Source organism: Mesorhizobium sp. M1D.F.Ca.ET.043.01.1.1 (assembly GCF_003952385.1).
Lineage (GTDB): Bacteria > Pseudomonadota > Alphaproteobacteria > Rhizobiales > Rhizobiaceae > Mesorhizobium.
Genome location: NZ_CP034444.1, coordinates 2,203,649 through 2,219,703, shown reverse-complemented (window position 1 = coordinate 2,219,703; position 16,055 = coordinate 2,203,649). Strand labels below are relative to the sequence as shown.

The 16,055-nt window shown below is 55.3% G+C and carries 11 protein-coding genes and 5 pseudogenes; 11 read left to right on the top strand and 5 right to left on the bottom strand.

Annotation, left to right across the window (positions count from 1 at the left end):
* Window positions 1-375 precede the first annotated feature (375 nt).
* The 6 genes and pseudogenes from EJ067_RS10965 (at window position 376) to EJ067_RS10935 (ending at window position 6,544) form a co-directional block, all read left to right on the top strand.
* Window positions 376-579, top strand: coding sequence for a CCE_0567 family metalloprotein (locus EJ067_RS10965; protein WP_126079022.1), 204 nt, complete (start codon window positions 376-378; stop codon window positions 577-579).
* Window positions 576-886: pseudogene (gene fdxB / locus EJ067_RS10960) on the top strand (ferredoxin III, nif-specific). Before EJ067_RS10965 ends, fdxB begins: the two are co-directional and overlap by 4 nt.
* A 93-nt stretch (window positions 887-979) precedes the next feature.
* Complete coding sequence (locus tag EJ067_RS10955) at window positions 980-1,258, top strand: exopolysaccharide production repressor protein (RefSeq protein ID WP_245467229.1); 279 nt, start codon at window positions 980-982, stop codon at window positions 1,256-1,258.
* A 365-nt stretch (window positions 1,259-1,623) separates the two neighbouring features.
* A pseudogene (locus EJ067_RS10950) lies at window positions 1,624-2,269 on the top strand (pyridoxal-phosphate dependent enzyme); the annotation flags it as partial.
* Window positions 2,270-3,761: 1,492 nt separating this feature from the next.
* On the top strand, window positions 3,762-4,796 hold the full coding sequence (locus tag EJ067_RS10940) for a class I SAM-dependent methyltransferase (protein ID WP_126085782.1): 1,035 nt from the start codon (window positions 3,762-3,764) through the stop codon (window positions 4,794-4,796).
* 356 nt (window positions 4,797-5,152) lie between these two features.
* Window positions 5,153-6,544 (top strand): hypothetical protein, encoded by a 1,392-nt coding sequence (locus EJ067_RS10935; RefSeq protein ID WP_126079020.1) that lies wholly within the window; start codon window positions 5,153-5,155, stop codon window positions 6,542-6,544.
* Between the two features lie 284 nt (window positions 6,545-6,828).
* Here the strand turns inward: EJ067_RS10935 and EJ067_RS35660 are convergent.
* Both EJ067_RS35660 and EJ067_RS10920 read right to left on the bottom strand, forming a co-directional pair.
* Window positions 6,829-6,969: pseudogene (locus EJ067_RS35660) on the bottom strand (ATP-binding protein); the annotation flags it as partial.
* A gap of 578 nt (window positions 6,970-7,547) precedes the next feature.
* A complete protein-coding gene (locus EJ067_RS10920) occupies window positions 7,548-8,291 on the bottom strand; it encodes a class I SAM-dependent methyltransferase (RefSeq protein WP_126079018.1) in 744 nt (247 codons plus the stop codon).
* Window positions 8,292-8,893: 602 nt separating this feature from the next.
* Here EJ067_RS10920 and EJ067_RS10915 point away from each other — a divergent pair.
* Window positions 8,894-10,085, top strand: a pseudogene (locus tag EJ067_RS10915) (transposase).
* A gap of 289 nt (window positions 10,086-10,374) precedes the next feature.
* Window positions 10,375-10,534: pseudogene (locus EJ067_RS10910) on the top strand (ISNCY family transposase); the annotation flags it as partial.
* A gap of 118 nt (window positions 10,535-10,652) precedes the next feature.
* Here the strand turns inward: EJ067_RS10910 and EJ067_RS10905 are convergent.
* Window positions 10,653-11,627: a LysR family transcriptional regulator gene (locus tag EJ067_RS10905; protein WP_126079017.1), complete on the bottom strand. Its 975-nt coding sequence runs from the start codon at window positions 11,625-11,627 to the stop codon at window positions 10,653-10,655.
* Window positions 11,628-12,062: 435 nt separating this feature from the next.
* Here EJ067_RS10905 and EJ067_RS10900 point away from each other — a divergent pair, with 435 nt between their 5' ends.
* Together EJ067_RS10900 and EJ067_RS35315 are read left to right on the top strand one after the other, a co-directional pair.
* A complete protein-coding gene (locus EJ067_RS10900; protein ID WP_126079016.1) occupies window positions 12,063-13,334 on the top strand; it encodes a CapA family protein in 1,272 nt (423 codons plus the stop codon).
* A gap of 110 nt (window positions 13,335-13,444) precedes the next feature.
* On the top strand, window positions 13,445-13,738 hold the full coding sequence (locus tag EJ067_RS35315; RefSeq protein ID WP_245467224.1) for a hypothetical protein: 294 nt from the start codon (window positions 13,445-13,447) through the stop codon (window positions 13,736-13,738).
* A gap of 123 nt (window positions 13,739-13,861) precedes the next feature.
* Here the strand turns inward: EJ067_RS35315 and EJ067_RS35310 are convergent, their stop codons facing one another.
* Window positions 13,862-14,014, bottom strand: coding sequence for a hypothetical protein (locus tag EJ067_RS35310; RefSeq protein ID WP_245467223.1), 153 nt, complete (start codon window positions 14,012-14,014; stop codon window positions 13,862-13,864).
* Between the two features lie 142 nt (window positions 14,015-14,156).
* On the opposite strand from EJ067_RS35310, the gene EJ067_RS35655 reads away from it, so the two are divergent.
* Window positions 14,157-14,288, top strand: a complete 132-nt coding sequence (locus EJ067_RS35655) for a hypothetical protein (protein ID WP_281058980.1) — start codon at window positions 14,157-14,159, stop codon at window positions 14,286-14,288.
* Window positions 14,289-14,512: 224 nt separating this feature from the next.
* On the opposite strand, the gene EJ067_RS10890 is transcribed toward EJ067_RS35655, so the two are convergent.
* Window positions 14,513-15,898, bottom strand: a complete 1,386-nt coding sequence (locus EJ067_RS10890) for a PLP-dependent aminotransferase family protein (RefSeq protein WP_126079015.1) — start codon at window positions 15,896-15,898, stop codon at window positions 14,513-14,515.
* Between the last annotated feature and the right edge of the window lie 157 nt (window positions 15,899-16,055).

The following is a 16,055-nucleotide window of genomic DNA, read 5'->3' as shown; positions in this document are numbered from 1 at the left end:
TCGCCTTCAATGGCTCACGCCAAGGGAAATCGGACACCGGGTTGCTGGCCAATTTCATCATCACCAAGGAACTGCAGCGGAATATCCGATCATTGGCGATCCGGATCCGGACGCGCTGGGCGGCTCGGCATGTTTTAGACCGTAGTGGAGCTTGGGATCGAGGAGCGCTCAGACGAAATGAAACCGACCGGTGCTCCGGGCGCGTACTTTCACGGTCGGGCAGTTCGTCGGTCTGTCGAGGCGTCTATCGGTTCGGCTTCGAGACTCTCCGGAAACTCGCAGATACCGGGGCGAAACTGGTCGGCGATGCGACCGCAGCTATTGCCTATCGGGACGTGGCGCGGGCGTGAAGAAACCGATTTTCGAGGAAGGATCATGTCAAATCTGGATGAGAGGACGAAAAAAGTCCGAAAGCTTCAACTGCGCGCGGCAATAGCCAAGACGAATTTGCGCGACCTTGCCGAGGGTCTCCCGGTCAAATGGATTGAGATAGAGGAAGTCGCCGAGAAGACGCACGCCGTTTACGCCGAGCTGGATGGTGCCAGGGGAGAGCTCGCCAAAATGAAGACTTTGCGATGAGGAGCACATTCTTCAGCCGCAACGGCTCCTTATGGGTGCCGCAATACCTGATAGCTATAGATGGCATGGTCTGTATTGGCTGCGGCCGCTGTTTCAAAGTCTGCTCGCGCGAGGTCATGCATCTTTACGGTGTCGATGACGCGGGTGAAATCCTCGGCGCCTGCGAAACGACGATTTCGATGGTGAGCTCAATCGCATGGTCATGGTTGTCGACCATGCCGGCCGCTGCATTGGCTGCGGTGCCTGCGGCCGCGTCTGCCCAAAGAACTGCCAGACCCATGTCGCGGCCGACCAGATCGCAGCATGAGGTGCATGATTTGACGAGACAAAACCAGGAGAACGGCATTGCGCTTCATCACATTTTTGTCGGCTCCTCGGGCTGGTCCTGTGCGGCAACGCTGTGACGGTTTACTTCGCCTCGCATTATTCGTTCCGTCTAGCAGTCGTCACGACGCTGGGCTGTTCGCTACTTCTTCAGCTGGGTTATTTCGCAAGTGTGCTCTTTCTGATTTCGCGATCCAGCTGCGCTGTCAAAGCGGAGCAAAGCTCTGTTTTCGATAGATCCCAGGAAGTTCGGTACCAGTCGCCCGACGATGACGAGCGAAAGAATGAAACTCAAGACGGGCCCAGCGCAATCAAACGCTCGGCATATTGCTGCTCCTCCCTTGAGGCGCTGTGACAAGATCAGAGCCCAGATTTACTTTGTTCAAGTTCGATTAGTGAGGTCATGGCGCCTAGTATGGTCGAAGGAGGCGGCATTCTCATCGTTCTAACGCAGGGAATGTAGTTTCGGTCCCATAGACATTAGTGGTCGATCGCTGGGCAGGGCACGCACGTTGCTTCGTCGCGCTTTCGAACGAAGGGCCGGAAAACATGACAGTGGTCCCCTTTTGGAAGATCCGAATGCAGCCGACATCACAGTCAAACAAGCGTTTGGAACAGCTCGTGCATCGTGCATTGCTAGGTTAGCTCAATCTCACGTGCTATCGAACAAAACATGCCGGAAAATTCGAACCCTATCCGCTCACTTTTGACCCAACCCCATTGGGAAGCTCGACCGGCTCGGCAAGCCTCTGGGCGGCAAGGTAGAAATCTTCGCCAAACGAGAGGACTGCACCTCCGGTATGGCGTTGGGCGGCAACAAGCTGCGCAAGCTCGAAAACATAATCCCCGACGCGATCGCGTCGGGTGCCGATACGCTCGTCACCATCGGCGGCTTGCAGCCCGACCACACGCGGATGGTCGCCGCCGTTGCCGCCAAGATCGGCATGAAATGTCTCCTGTTTCAGGAGAGCTGGGTTCCCATGAGTGCCGTCTGCGACCGGGTCGGCAATATTCTCTTGAGCCCATCATGGGAGCAGAGGTGCGCCTGGTTGACGAGGGCTTTAACATCGGCATCCGCCGCAACTGGGAAAAAAGCGCTTTAGGATGTCTTATGCGGTACCAGCCGGCGGCGCCTCTGTCCACAAATACGGTGGCCTTGGCTATGTGGGGTTTTGCCGCGCAGTGCGTGCTCAGGAGAAGCAGCTTTGCACTGTACCGGTTCAACGCATTGCGGCATGATCATCGGATTCGCCGACGATGGTCGACAGCACACGGTTCGGTATCGATGCCTCTGCCAGTCCCGCAAAAGACCAGGGCGCAGGTCCGTCGTATTGCCCAACACACGGCGGGGCTCGTCGAGATAGGAGTAGCCACCGTAATTGAAGCTCGCGACTGATGCCAATTGCCAATCACGCGAGTTCGCGGGGGGCAATCCAGCTGGCGAGCGGTTCAGCTACATTAATCTCGAAGCGCGGGGGCCAGCGCGATCACCCGTGCGGGTTGGGGGCGTCGCTCCAGCGAAATACTCCCCGGCTCCCTTGCCAACTCCACACGAATAGTAGGGTGGTACTTCGCCTCCCTGCTGGCGCCAGTGCGGGCACCCGATGTTCGCGCCCCGTGAGCAACGTGATCTGAGTCACCACCCCTAAGTGCTCTCATAAGAGCACGCATGAGACCAGTCAGGTCGACCAAGGCGCGTCATGCCCGACGTTACGAACAAATACGAAACCTTCCGACATCTTCTGTCGGGTTTGTCGGGTCCGCCAAGCAGTCTTGTTTAGTCGATCTCCTGTTGCGCTAGGTTAAATAGCTGAAAAGTAGCTCAAAAATTCTTCTTCGACTCAATCTTTCAGATTGGCACAAATTTTGAAGTCTTCGGTGAAAGGCGGCGAGAGCGCCGGAGGGGCGTTCATGTCGCAGTAACCTAGATGGATGGAAACGGAGGAAAGGAATGTCAGAGGCGGCGTCACGTCGTTTTCGGAAAGGGTCGGCAACTCCAGCACGTCCCAAAATAGGCTTGGCTCTATGTGGGATTGAGCGGAAGCTGAAGAAATGTGCGTCTAATAGAGACGCGGTCCTTGGGCATTGAGACAAAGTTGCCAAAGCATACCAGACCATGATTTTTGCAGGCGGCAATGAAGAAGCAACTTATATCGCACGCAACACAGTTAAGGCTCTCTCTGGGCCTCCATAATATATAGGGAATTTGCAATGCCGGCGCCACACGTAACGAAAAGAGCGTCTATCTTGACAGACGATATCGGGTGCGTAAGACTACTGAATGCCCGCAACGTAAGTGTCCTCTCTACAGGTGACGATAAAGGCCGCGGCGTATTCTCTGCTCGCGATTTCTCACCTGGAGAGGTTGTTATCATCGGGCTGCTGGACCGGATGGAAAGAATTCGGACGACAAACTCGATCCAACTGGACTGGGATGTCCATGCTCTGTTTGAGGAGCCCGCCGTCGTTGTGAATCATTCTTGTAATCCCAACTTAGCGATCGTGCCGAACCGATTTGGAGCCTACGATTTTATTGCTAATCAGGAAATCATTTCTGGTCTGGAAGTAACGTGGGACTACGCCTCCTCGGAGTTCGAGTGCATCGGGGTCTCAGTCTGTCTTTGTTCAGCGGCAAATTGCCGACGTGCAGCCGGAGGCTTCTCAACGTTGCCTCCTGATCATCCGATACTCGTCTCAGGATTCCACGCACCATACCTGAGGAAGCCTTGGCCCAGTAGCCGAGGAAGATAAAGACCACTCCGAAATTTTTCGGAACTTGGACCCGCCGGCCCACAATGTGACCCACTGTCACGCACTGGTGTAGTGGTGCGTCGAGCAACTCGCCTAGGGAGCGCGAAATGGAACCGCAGATGCGAGACTTTTTTGCCGAGTGCGATAAGGCACCGCGATTGAATGAAATGGCCGATTTTTTTTCGGCAACCGCTGCGGCACAATCAGGAGTTCCCATCAAAATGCCGAGCGTTGATGCGCGCCTTTTCCAGGGGGATGTGTCACTGGAAAGCTTCACTGGCGTACATCGCCAGCTCTGGGGCCGTTTCGACCCTCATTATTTTGGCAGTATCCCTTATCGCCTCGAGGAGGCGGTTCGCGTTGGTGATGCCCTCTTACGGTATGGATTTGCCATTGGGCATGATGAAAACCCCGCTCGCTTCTATGTGCTGGGGGACGCCGAAGGAACACTTGCCCGTACGCTAGGGCGCTTGGGCAACGGCAAGATTCAAACCCTTTCGTGCAGCCCCAATAAGGAAAACGAAGAGAGCTTCTTTCTCCACGGACAACCCGCCCATGCAACTTTCTTCCTCGGCCCATTCCACCACCTCACGAGGAGCAGAGTAGCGTCGACCCCAAGTTTAAAGCACTTTTCCGACGGATTCGACATCATCTTAGAAGACACTACTTTCCAAATGTATTCGCCCAATCGACGGGAGCAGGTTGGGTTTGTGAAACGACAACTGAAAGAAGACGGGATATTCCTCTTTTTGGAAAAATTCAGGCAAATTGAAGGCGACGAATATCTGCGCCGTGAGCTTCAAAAAGACCACGGATATAAGGCGCGTTTCTTCAAACCTGAGGAAATCAAAAATAAAAATAAGGTCATTCTCAAACGGATGAATCTCAACGAGACGACGCTAAACGATATGTCAGCAGCATTGGCCGAGTATTTCAAATACGGATGCGTGACATGGAATTGCGGCAATTTCTACACCCTTGCTGCCAGCAACAATGCGGACAATCTGCGGCGCCTGATTTCGTCGATGGCCCCGCCCTGCATTCCAAACGAATATGTCTACATAGAAGCTCCCGGTCAGCTACCGGGATTAGCCGTGGAACTACCACCATTCCGACGCTTGGGGCGTTCACCAGATGAGTGAAGCTGCGCCAGGACCGAAGCTCCTGCCGTGTGATCGATTTACTGCCGGTACGCTTGCGCGTCCAACATTGGCGCGCATTTGTATCTCAGGTGCTGCTTTTAGGGCAATTTGGGGCCGCCTGGTCGTCTTGGGTCGGTCATTGCGTGCCTGTTCCTTACCACTTGTTATTTTGAGTACGCGGGCCGAGTGGTATTTTACCTGTCATCGGGGCTTCGGCCTTGGGGTGCTGACGTTCGCGAACGTCCAAAGTTTCACGTTCGCCCTGTGCCCAAGTCGTCATTGAGTGAACTCTACAAGGCCGAGTTTTGATCGATGTTGACACAGTAGACGTCGGTTCAAATCACGGGATGAATGCGATGAAGTCGTTGTCTCCAAAGCCCGTCGCCGAAGCGTTGATTTGGCTTATGCCGTATATTTCGCGGTACTCGACTCTTCCAACGTGTGCGTATGCGCATGCCGTTTATAACGCGAAACCATCCGCTGCTCATCCTGTCCGCATGCACGCGCTGGAACAGATGGAACTGCTACTTGCAGATCGCGCCTTACGTCTGGGTTATGGGCATCAGCAGATTGCCGAACTCGGTAAACAGCTTCGCAGCCGACCGGTCATTCAGACCGGTCCACATTGTCATCTGATTGTTGAACCTGATGCATTCTATACGCATGTCTTTAGCGGCATGGGACTTCGCTCCCATAAAGACAGCTGGTATGTGTCCTATTCGGCTTCGACCGTAAAATTCACTGAAAGCGCGAAGAAGGGGCCCGGTTGGCTGAGATTGGGTGATAGAACCCTCAATGTGTTCGGATTATCGCGCAGCAAAATGGATCCATTCAGTATTTGCGGCCGCCATTCGCCACAGCGCTTCGCTCTGACGAGTTCCGAAAAGATGACAGGTGCGAGCCTACTAATCGAGGAGTTGCAAAAGAACCTCCCGGATGGTGAGTTTCCCTCGGCCGCCGATGCTATCAAAACAGCCAATCAGAGCCTCTGGCACCGCTTCTTCGCATCAGACCTACAGTTGCTGCAAATCGACGATCTGGACGTGGCGGACCTTGTTGCCCAGCATCTTCGCGATCCGTCATCGTGGCTTTCGTCAACGCTGTTTGGACCGGGCTCTTTTGCGAAGAGGCTGCTTACTCATTTGAAGTCGTTTAATAGGGACCAATGGAGCGGTTGGGCGAAGACGACAACCGACTTCTTTTGGCATTTGTCAGGAGGACGCATCTTTCCCCTGCGATTGGACGAAGGCCTCTTTTTGACCGAAGACAGGACCTTCTCACAAAGATGTGTGCCTGACGCGCTCGTGCCATCCTTGAATAAGGGTGAGATCATACCAAGTCTGTTCCTGTCATTCTTGGTGACGTCGATACTTCCTGGACTGCGGGCGCTCGGCGGCAGTCGCCAGATCGTCTACTATCCCATTATGCGCCAAGCCTTGCTGTCTACCCTCGCCGAGTTTCCGTCACCTGCAAATCGCAGCTTACCCGCCTCGATAGCGTCCGACGAAGAGCCGGGTATGTGGGGGCATCGGACGATCTTGCCTGGGCCTATCGATCCCTTCAGTCTGATTGCCCAGCCTGGCTCCCGTTTTGAGCAGTTGATCGACTTCTACGCCGCGATGCCTTTGAATAAGGCGTGGGGCAGCTTACCGGCGTTTACCGGCGATCCGCTGTGGCAAACGCTTTGCGAGCGGCTTGCAGAGGGCACAGCATTACAGGATCGCCCTATTTGGCTCGTTGGCACTTAGAGTCCTTTTTGAAAATCAGGGAGGGGCATTTCGTCGGACAAGCTCTCCACCATGGCTACGAGAATGGCGAGGCGGGATGGGCGATTTGTCCATGAGTTTCAGCCTGTGTAGCCGCTGTCGCCCGAACAGATGCTTCACCTAGGGTGCGCATTTCGCAAAAGCCGGACAGGGGTTCCGCTAATTCTCGGACAGTGGTTTCGCTAATGTCGGACAGTCTGCCGGCGTCGGTCCTTGGGTGCCTTGTTGCGTTCATGGATGATTGATTTCGCCGTTCTCGGTGCCGGTCAAGAGGGGCGCTGCCTTTGCTTTCGCATGTAATCGCGCTTGAGCACGATGCGGTGGGCGTTGTGAACGATCCTGTCGAGAATGGCGTCGGCGTCGGTAGGGTCTGCGATCAGGTCATGCCATTTGACCACGGGCCCGCGTGGCGGGGCAAAGTCGATGTCCTCGATGCAGGCTTCGCGAAAGCGCAGCCTGGCCGAGGCGAGCCGGTTCCGGACGCGCTTGTCGGCCCGTATAGCGACCTCGCGGTCGAGCATCAGGCCGAGCCACTCGTCACGGCTGAGCTCGTTGGGTGACGACGAGATGAATGATCCGGCCGTCGGGGCGCTCTTCGCTGTTCTCGCAGCGAAGCCGACGTCCGAAATACGGGTGCCACCGATACTGGACTTCGACCTCCTGCTCGACATGGGCAGAATGACCCCGAGATGGCCTCCGGCAGGAAGGCTTGGCTGTTCGAACGCTCCGAGCGGTGCCGATCGGGCCGCTTGATGGCGACGCTGATCAAGACATGCTTATGCCGCGCCCGGCATAAGCATGTTTATGACGACCGCCGAACTATGCCAAGCGCCTCTTCCGATCAAGGTGGTATGAAGCGCTTTGCCCGCCATTTTGACCAAGAACCCCTGGGAATAGCGAATATCCAAGCAAATTCAAAATACCCGAAATCGAGGCTTCTTTCGCTTTTCGAGATCACCGATCAAAGATCTGCCATCGCTAAGCCTCAGACTAGAGGCCGGTTACGCCGGTAAACCGAGATATGACGTTTGGATTCTTTGGTAAATGCACCTCTCGTCCAATCTCCCCAGCGCTCCGCTAATTCCAGTCCTACGCACTCGGCCATGGTATCGAGCTCCTGATGATAAACGTAACGAACGCGATGTGGTAAACGTCTGACCTCTGTACCGGAAAACCAGAGGAGGGTTGAAACGAACGTCTGAGTTAGTGGGTCGTGGATGGCAGAATTGAGGATCGTATTCTCATGATCCACGAATAGAGTACTGGTTTTCTGGCCGCTGACGAGCCCATCCAAGGGCGGCACGCCCACGTCTATCACTATAATCCCCCCATCATCTAGCGCTTCCACGGCAGATCGCAGGCAAGCTATTTGCGTTTCGCGCGTGACGAGCAGCGGGAACGTGTTCCAAACGCAATACACCAGGTTGTAGCGTCGCTCTGATCTGAAATTAGCAATATCCCCCTTCCAAGCTTTGACCAGATCGGTGCGCCTGGCGAGAAGTTCCAACATGCTGTCCGAATTGTCGATACCTTCGACCCTGACGCCGCGCTCGCTTAACGGCGCCGCAACGCGTCCGTCCCCGACACCAAGTTCGAGGGCACTCCCTCCACTCGCACATGGCTCAAGAAAGGCGACAGTCTCCGCTGCCTCATCCCTTTTACCTCGTAGGATGCTAAATTTTTCATAGATGGAAGCCCAATCCTCGTTGTAGATGAATTTGTCAGTCATATGAAACTCCTAGATTATCCGATTGCCAGGATGAATTGTCACATGCGAAAGTATACATTTTCTATACAATATGATGCAGTGGCTGTGAGGGTCACAATCCCAATTATCTGTGTGAATATCGAATGGCTTTGTTCCTTCGTGAACGTCACGACTTGAGCACGCAAAGGCTATGCCAACGCAAAAAACGTTTTGGTTCAACAAAGTTGGCTTTCGCTCTCGATTCTGTCTGTTCGCTACGGGACATTTGTCAGGCAACGGACAAGAATTGCGTCGCGAAGGGCACTTTGATTTGGCGTAAGAGTCGGGGAATGAAGTTAATCCAGCCGAACGCCGCGCCTGCGCCCGCATCGAGGCAACCACAAGGGCCTTGGCATCAGCGCCATCACGAAGCTCGACAAAGGCTCCGCCGATCACATCTATCGCGTGATCCACTGCGCCGGCCGCCCGCCCGAAATCTGATCAGATGCACAAGTTCCAGCTCGCCTCCGACCGGACCTGCTAGCTCTCACGGACCGGGCGCGCACTGCTGTCGAGGCGGCCATGGCCGGTCAAAGTTTCTCTAGAACTGTGATTGTTCACAACCCAATCCGGACAGACCGACCATGACCACTTCAGATTCTACACCCGCCGCCGCGGTCCTGGTAGCGATTGACATTGCCAAGGTGCGCAATGAAGTTCTGATCGAAGCACCGGGCCACAAGCGCCGGCGTCGCCTTTTGGTCCTCAACACCCGTGCTGAGCACGACCATCTGATCGGTGCTGCAGGCGGACGGCCGCCCTGTGGTCTGCGTCTTGGAGGCGACCGGGGAACTATTCACCGGCCGATAGGCCAAGAACGTTGCAAAGATGCTTAGGTGATGCTGCACCTGCTCAGGATCCAAGCGACGCAGGTCTACCATGATCCGCTGCGCGCCGGCGTCAACGGCGTGCAGGAACTGTCGAAGAACTACGAAGCGATCGCCAGGGCCAAGACCGAGATCCAGCACCGTATCCTGACGCACTCCCTGCCGCTGTATTTTCCCGGGATCGATCGCTTCCAGGGGAGCCGCAGCGATTGGTTCTTCGCCTTCCTTCATGCCTTTCCGATGCCGGCAGGCATCACGGCGCTGACGAAGGAGGAATTTGTGACAGCAGCGGGGGATGTCGTCGGCCGCAAGGTCAGCAAGACATCTGGTGGATATTTACGAGACGGCTCGCTCACCGATTGGACTGCCGCTGCCGCTTGATGGCCTGCCATTCGCATGGATGGTCATTGACGAGGCACGCAGCCTGATCCGGCAACGCAATTAGATCCAAGCGCAGGCCGATGAGCTGTTGCGGCACAGCCAGGATTATCAGCTCCTTCGCCAGATCCCCGGCATCGGGCCGATCAATGCGCTGACAATCATTGCCGAGCCGGCGATCTTCGCCGTTTCGCTCATCATCGCCAGTTTCTAAAGTTCTGCGGGCTGGACCTCTCGACACAACAGTGAGGCCAATATTGCGGCCAGACCCCTTTCCAAATTCGGCAATGCTCGGCTGCGCCGCACCCTGTGGATCGCCGGACCAGTCGCTATCCGCGAGCGCGAGAATGGCTTCCGTCATAAGTTCGACGCTACATTGCGAGGGATCGCGACAATCCCGATCTACGCCGCAACGCAATGACCCCCACTATCGCCAAGATGGCCTGCGTCGCGCACGCTGTCGTCAAAGGTGGTTCCGACTACCGGCCCTTCTTGAAGGCGGGTGCTAGGTGGAAGAACCTCTGTCACCGCTAGGGCCGTGAGGCAATCGCTTCGAGGACCCTGTAGATAATGCTCGGGTCTTCCGCCTGGATCAGAAGCTCGTGTTGAGGACGGTGAGGGCCGTCTTCATGCGGACCCAGTGTTTGCTGTGGACGAGACCTTTTCCTTGCCGGTGGAAGCCGCCTGGTTCGTCGACTTGACCAACGTCACGCAGCAAGGGCATGCTGATGATCAGAGAGACCTTGACTGCAGGCTCCATTTCGTTCCGCGCTTAGGAGGTTGTCCGACACGATCATGTTTAGTCGCGATGCTCGGCGACGATGTCGAGTTCCCGAGCAAGGGCCGCCGGCCGAAGCAGTGCGCTCCTCACGCAGCACCGCCAACTGAGTTATCAGGAGCTGCCCTTCCATATGGAGGACTCCGCATCGTTTCGGGCTTTGCGCGGCTGCCGTCGTCCATGCGAGCCCGCAGAAGTCGGTGCTGCAAAAGACGATCAGCGCGATCCGGCCTGAGACCTGGGGACGACATTTTGCCGACCACCAGCGCGCTCCCGCCCGCCCATACCAGACGATGCCTTCTGGACAAGCTAAATGCCTGTAATGCGTTAGAAAAGAAGCGTTTATGAACGAAGACCAACCTAGCGTGCGCCCGCCTCGAGCATCTCTGTCTTGTAACCGGGGCGTCGTTCTCTCGATGATTGGTCCCGCCTTATTACCTCTATAAATGCCTCCACAATTGCCGAGTGGCGCGAAAACTTTTCACTGCCGCGGCGCCAAAATACCACATAATGGTATGTGGCTGCCGGCTCAAAAGGAATGATCCTCAAATCGAACATTTGGTAATGCTTCGAAATAAATTCATTATCGACCGTGATACCGATTCCATAGGCGATAAAGGACGCATCCAAGCCTATTGTGTCCGAATAGATCTTAGGTTTTGCTGGAAATTCTCCCCTACCGAACGTCAAGTTTCCCATCTTGTTCGATGCGTATTCCGCCTCCAGAAGGATAAGCGGCTCATGTGCAATGTCGTCTACAGTTATGATGTCTTTATCAGCAAGACGATGGTCAGGATGCAATACGCAGACGCTTTTGCTTTCGGCCACTATGTGCCATTCAAAGAAGCGCTCGTCTAACGGCAGCCGAGAGATTCCGATGTCGGCCTCCCCCGTCACCACACTTTGTGCTATTTGATCGTATCGTTGTGCCTTGAAGTGAAACTCCAGTGACGGATCCAGATTGTCGACCGCGAGAACGATTTTCGGGACGAGTCCGAACGAGAGTATATGCGGTGCGGCAATGGTCAGACGGTTTTCCTTTTTGCGCAAAGAGTTGGTAATTTCCTTCTCGATGCGCCCTAGTGTCTCGAAGTATCTGTCGAGCCGATTATAAATTTCGATCGCTTGTGTGGTGGGGATTAGGCCACGGCGATCTCGCGTGAACAGCTTTTCGCCAACAGCGTCTTCGAACAGTTTGAGATACTGGCTTACGGCCGACTGGGTGATGCCGAGTTCTCTGCCAGCCCGCCTTGTGGAGCCGGTCCTAATGATCTCCCGGAAAATCTGAGCGGACCTGAACGCGGGCTTGCTGTTTCGGCCTGAAAGCTCTTCCATTGCGTTTGCCCGAATTTGCAGCTGCCGATAGCCCAAGGATCCATTTGTGACTATATCAGGAAAATTAATAGGGCGTCACAAAAATTTAATAAATTGACGATTTTTGCGGCTCCTCTCATCTTTCGGCATGCAAACTAGATGATCGAGCACGTCAGGGAAAAGCATCAGATCTGATGTAGTAGATTATCGGCCACCCGGCAGGCGCTGAGAGTTCATAATAAGAGAACACCCTAAAAGGATGACACAGATTTAATCGGCGCGTTCAACCAAACGTCCAAGGCAAAGCACAAGTGACCTTTCGCGTCAAAGTTGTTTGACAATCGTTCGGCGGCAATATCTCCTTAGATCCAAAAGTACCTATCAGGTTCACTGCAGTCTCTCTTGCTCTAAGGGAAGCCGCCGCTAACTTTGATATACAGAGGTCCGACTCAAATCATGCGCTCGTCGTTTACTATTGCGTTAACTGGACAGTCTCTCATTTACCATGACCTCCGGCACGTATCGGGTGGGGAATTTGCCGCAATTAAAGAACTGATCCAGAACGCAGACGTCTCGTTCACGAATTTAGAGACCACCATTCTCGGCCGGCATGGTGGTTGGCCAATGAAGGGCGCTTATTTCCAGTGCTCTCCATCGGTCGTCTTAGATAGTTTGAAGGATATTGGCTTTAGCGCACTTGCTCTTTCTAATAATCATGCGTTCGATCTTGGGCCTGCAGGAGTGCTGTCCACGCTTGAGGAAGTGGACCAGCGTGAGTTTCTGCATGCTGGAATTGGCGTGGATGCCACCGACGCGAGTAAGGCTGGTATAAAGCAATTCGGAAAGAGGAAGGTCGCTCTCGTCTCGATGGATGCCGGCCCCGGGCCAGCTATAATGTATGCTGACAATGCGACTGACACCCGTCCTGCTCGACCAGGGGTGAACAAACTCGACGTCTCGCGGGTATTCGAGGTGGATGATAAAAAATTCGCGAACCTGCGTGCCATTCAAGAAATGTTCCTAAGCAACGCTATGGAGCGCGGAAACTACGCGCAGCCGAACGATCCTCGCGAACCGACATCGTCCGATGAGATTGACTTTTACGGAACCATTTTTCGCCGATCGCCCGAGAACTGCCGCAGGATCATCCTCGATGAGGAAAGCCTACAAGCTCAGCTTGCAGCGATCCGGAAGGCCTCCTCCGCAGGTGCCTTCGTCATCTCCTACCTTCACCATCATCATTGGGAACCGGATTGGCGCGAGGTTCCGGGGTGGGTTCAGTCTTTTGCGCGATCTTGTGTTGATGCCGGAGCGAACGCGTTCGCCAGCCACGGCGCACCGGTGTTGCAACCGATTGAAGTTTACCGGGGAGCTCCGATCTTCTATGGATTGGGAAATTTCCTTTTTCATCTACCTGAAGGGGAGGACGAATGGAGTTCGCCGGACATCTGGAAAAGCATCGTCGCGACATGCAGCTTCGATGGCAAAAACCATTTGCAGTCAATCGACCTCACTCCAATCGTGATTGGGGGAGAGCAATGGCTTAGCAGCAAAAATTATCATGAGCGTATTGTGCCCGTACCCGCTTCAAAAGAGCTAGCTTATTCCATGCTGGAAGATCTGTCTCGACGCTCGCAGAAGTATGGAACAAGAATCGTAGTGGAGGATGCTCGGGTTATTTTGCCCTACGGAAATCGACGCAGCGTCGAGGTCACCGCGAGGACGTAGCCCCATCCACGCGCCTCGAACAGGCGCAGCACCCCGATGATTGGCGCCGGACGTGTTTTGAAAGCGCGCGATCCTAAGTGCGCAAATCCGACAATGAGAAAAAATAGGAAGTGCACAACGACCGCCTGTGCCTTCATGAAATCGCCCGGCGTGTGGACACCAAGAGCGCCGATTATTGTGCACTAAGTGATCGCATCTGGACCATGCCGGAACTCGCCTTCGAGGAGCATCGCTCGGTCGCTGAGCAGATCGCCTTACTGGAGCAAGAGGGCTTTCGCATCGGGAAAAAAGTCGGCGGCATGCCCACGGCCTTTCTTGGCGGAACATGGAAGCGGCGGGTCTATCCTCGGTTTTTCTGGGGGAGTTGGATGCGCTGCCGGGACTCGCGCAAGTTTCGGGCGTGACCGGGCACAGGCCTACTAGGAAGGGCGCGTCCGGGCATGGCCGTTGCGTTGAAGGATGCACTTGCAGGGAAGGCATCGCGGGCACGGTGCGCTATTACGGCTGCACCGGCGGAGGAGAGCGGCTCAGGCAAGACTTTCATGGCGCGGGCTGGTTTCTTCGATGATCTCGATGCCGCCTTCTGCTGGCACCCCAACGTTGTCGACGAGGTGCAAACCGCTTCGTCGCTTGCCTGCATCCAAGCTCGCTTCTGCTTCACGGGCCGCGGCGCGTCGCATGCGGCGGTTTCCCTCACGTGGGCCGTAGCGCGCTCGACGCGGTGGAGCTGATGAACGTGGGCGTGAATTACATCCGTGAGCACATGCCTTCCGATGCGCGCGTGTATTACGCTAGAGCGCGGGCGGCGATGCGCCGAACGTCGTGCCGGCCTATGCGGAATCACTCTATCTTGTGCGCTCGCCGCATTTGCTGGAGGCGGAACACCTATTCGAGCGGGTGAAGAAGATCGCTGAAGGCGCGGCGCTGATGACGGAAACCGCCCTTAAGGTGTAGGTCACGGACGCGAACTCGAACATTCTGCCCAACAAGGTGCCTAGCCGAAGTCCACGAGATCAGAGCTGGATTTGCTCGATCCCTTTTCAAGAGTTTAGGCGAGCTTGGTCTCTTACCGGGTGCGTATCGCGTACCGCGTGCGTATCGCGGAATGTAGGTACTACCGGCAGCACTTCCTCCTCGAACAACTTGGTCATGCGTGCGTTTTCTCGCCGAGGAGGAAATCAAAAAACTGGCACCAAAGGTTCTGGAGTCCCCCGTAGGGAAGATGCGACGATTTCAAGACCGGCGCGCAGTTCACCCTCCGTTGTTGACCCGAGTGAGATGCGCACGGCGGGCGTTCCGTCTCGGTCGGTCGTTCGAAATGAGGAGCCAGGCGCAACCATAACACCTCCAAGCCGAACCTGGGAGACAAAGGAATACTCGGTATGTCCGCGAGACAGCGGCAGCCAAAGATGGAGGCTTTGCGGATGGGCGTTATAGGAGAGTCCGGACAACATCTTAGCAGCAAGTGAATGACGGTTATTCAAGGCTTCGCGTTGCCATTTAACGAGTTCCAAAGCAGTTCCGTCGCGGACCCAAAGGGTCGCGATGTCGGCAATTGCTGGCGTTGCCGTCCAATTGGCAACTAGATGGCGGTTGGCAGCGGCAGCGACATAGCGGTCGGGTGTCACGAGGTAACCTAAACGAAGACCAGGCAACGTAATTTTTGTGAAACTTGTAATATAGATGGTACGGTCAGGTGCAAACGCTGCAATAGGTGGCGCGCGATCCTCGACCAGGGGGCCGAGAACATCGCTCTCGATAATAGCAACGTCATGGCGCGCCGCGACGTCGGCCAATTGTCTGCGCCTAGTCTCGCTCATCAACGCCGCCAGGGGGTTAATCACCGATGGCTCGAGGAACACGGCGCGGACCGGCCCCTTCCGACAAGCTTCGTCCAGCGCCTCTGGAATCATTCCCTCCTCATCAGTCACAAGTCCCTGCAGACGCAGTCCAAGATAGCTCGACAGTGGCACGAGCGTGTGAAGACTGAGCACCTCGGTGGCAATGCTTGATCCAGGTGGGGCAGCGCTCATCAGAGCAACCATCAAACCTGGCGTCGCGCCATTCGTTAGGCTGATGTTCAAGGGTGAGACATTTAGCCCGCAACAGGCAAGCCATTCGGCGCCGACCAAGCGATGATGCGGGAGAACTGTAATCGGGCGGAGCGACATAGCCGAGTCCGATGCGAGGTTGACGGAAAGCCATCTCAAGGCCTGACGCATCTTTTCGAAATGGATCTGCTCGCAAATTGGCTCCAAAATTGAAAGATCTATTAGATTGGGAAAACGCTCGGGTAGGTAAGGGGAGGCGGACACCTTCGGGAGCATCTGCACGAAGCTGCCGCGGCCTATCTGGGCCGAAATCAACCCGCGCTGGATCAGTTCATTATAGGCGCGGCTGATCGTCTGAACAGAAAGGTTTAGGGAATGTGCAAGCTTCCGATGCGGCCAAAGCCTTGTGCCGGCAGTCAGTCTACCGTCGCGAATCGCAGTAGCAATCTGCTCGGCAAGTGAGAGATAAGCCGGGCGTCGCAGGTGCGCCGGGTCAGGTCGCCAGTATGCCACTTTGTGCCCTTGGAGCGCCCTACCATATTGTATTCGGGGGGTAAGGCGAATATAGTTAACCTACAGAAAAGCAAATATTACGCGATAGAGATAACTGCGGAGCCAGCAAATCTATCTAGTGTGGTCGAGAAATACACTGCACTCTAGGAAAATGCCT

What these genes read in the sequence shown, in the direction of transcription:
- EJ067_RS10965 (WP_126079022.1), top strand. Translation starts at nt 376, where the DNA reads ATGTCAAATCTGGATGAGAGGACGAAAAAAGTCCGAAAGCTTCAACTG.
- EJ067_RS10940 (WP_126085782.1), top strand. Translation starts at nt 3,762, where the DNA reads ATGGAACCGCAGATGCGAGACTTTTTTGCCGAGTGCGATAAGGCACCG.
- EJ067_RS10935 (WP_126079020.1), top strand. Translation starts at nt 5,153, where the DNA reads ATGAAGTCGTTGTCTCCAAAGCCCGTCGCCGAAGCGTTGATTTGGCTT.
- EJ067_RS10920 (WP_126079018.1), bottom strand. Translation starts at nt 8,291, where the DNA reads ATGACTGACAAATTCATCTACAACGAGGATTGGGCTTCCATCTATGAA.
- EJ067_RS10905 (WP_126079017.1), bottom strand. Translation starts at nt 11,627, where the DNA reads ATGGAAGAGCTTTCAGGCCGAAACAGCAAGCCCGCGTTCAGGTCCGCT.
- EJ067_RS10900 (WP_126079016.1), top strand. Translation starts at nt 12,063, where the DNA reads ATGCGCTCGTCGTTTACTATTGCGTTAACTGGACAGTCTCTCATTTAC.
- EJ067_RS35310 (WP_245467223.1), bottom strand. Translation starts at nt 14,014, where the DNA reads ATGCGACGCGCCGCGGCCCGTGAAGCAGAAGCGAGCTTGGATGCAGGC.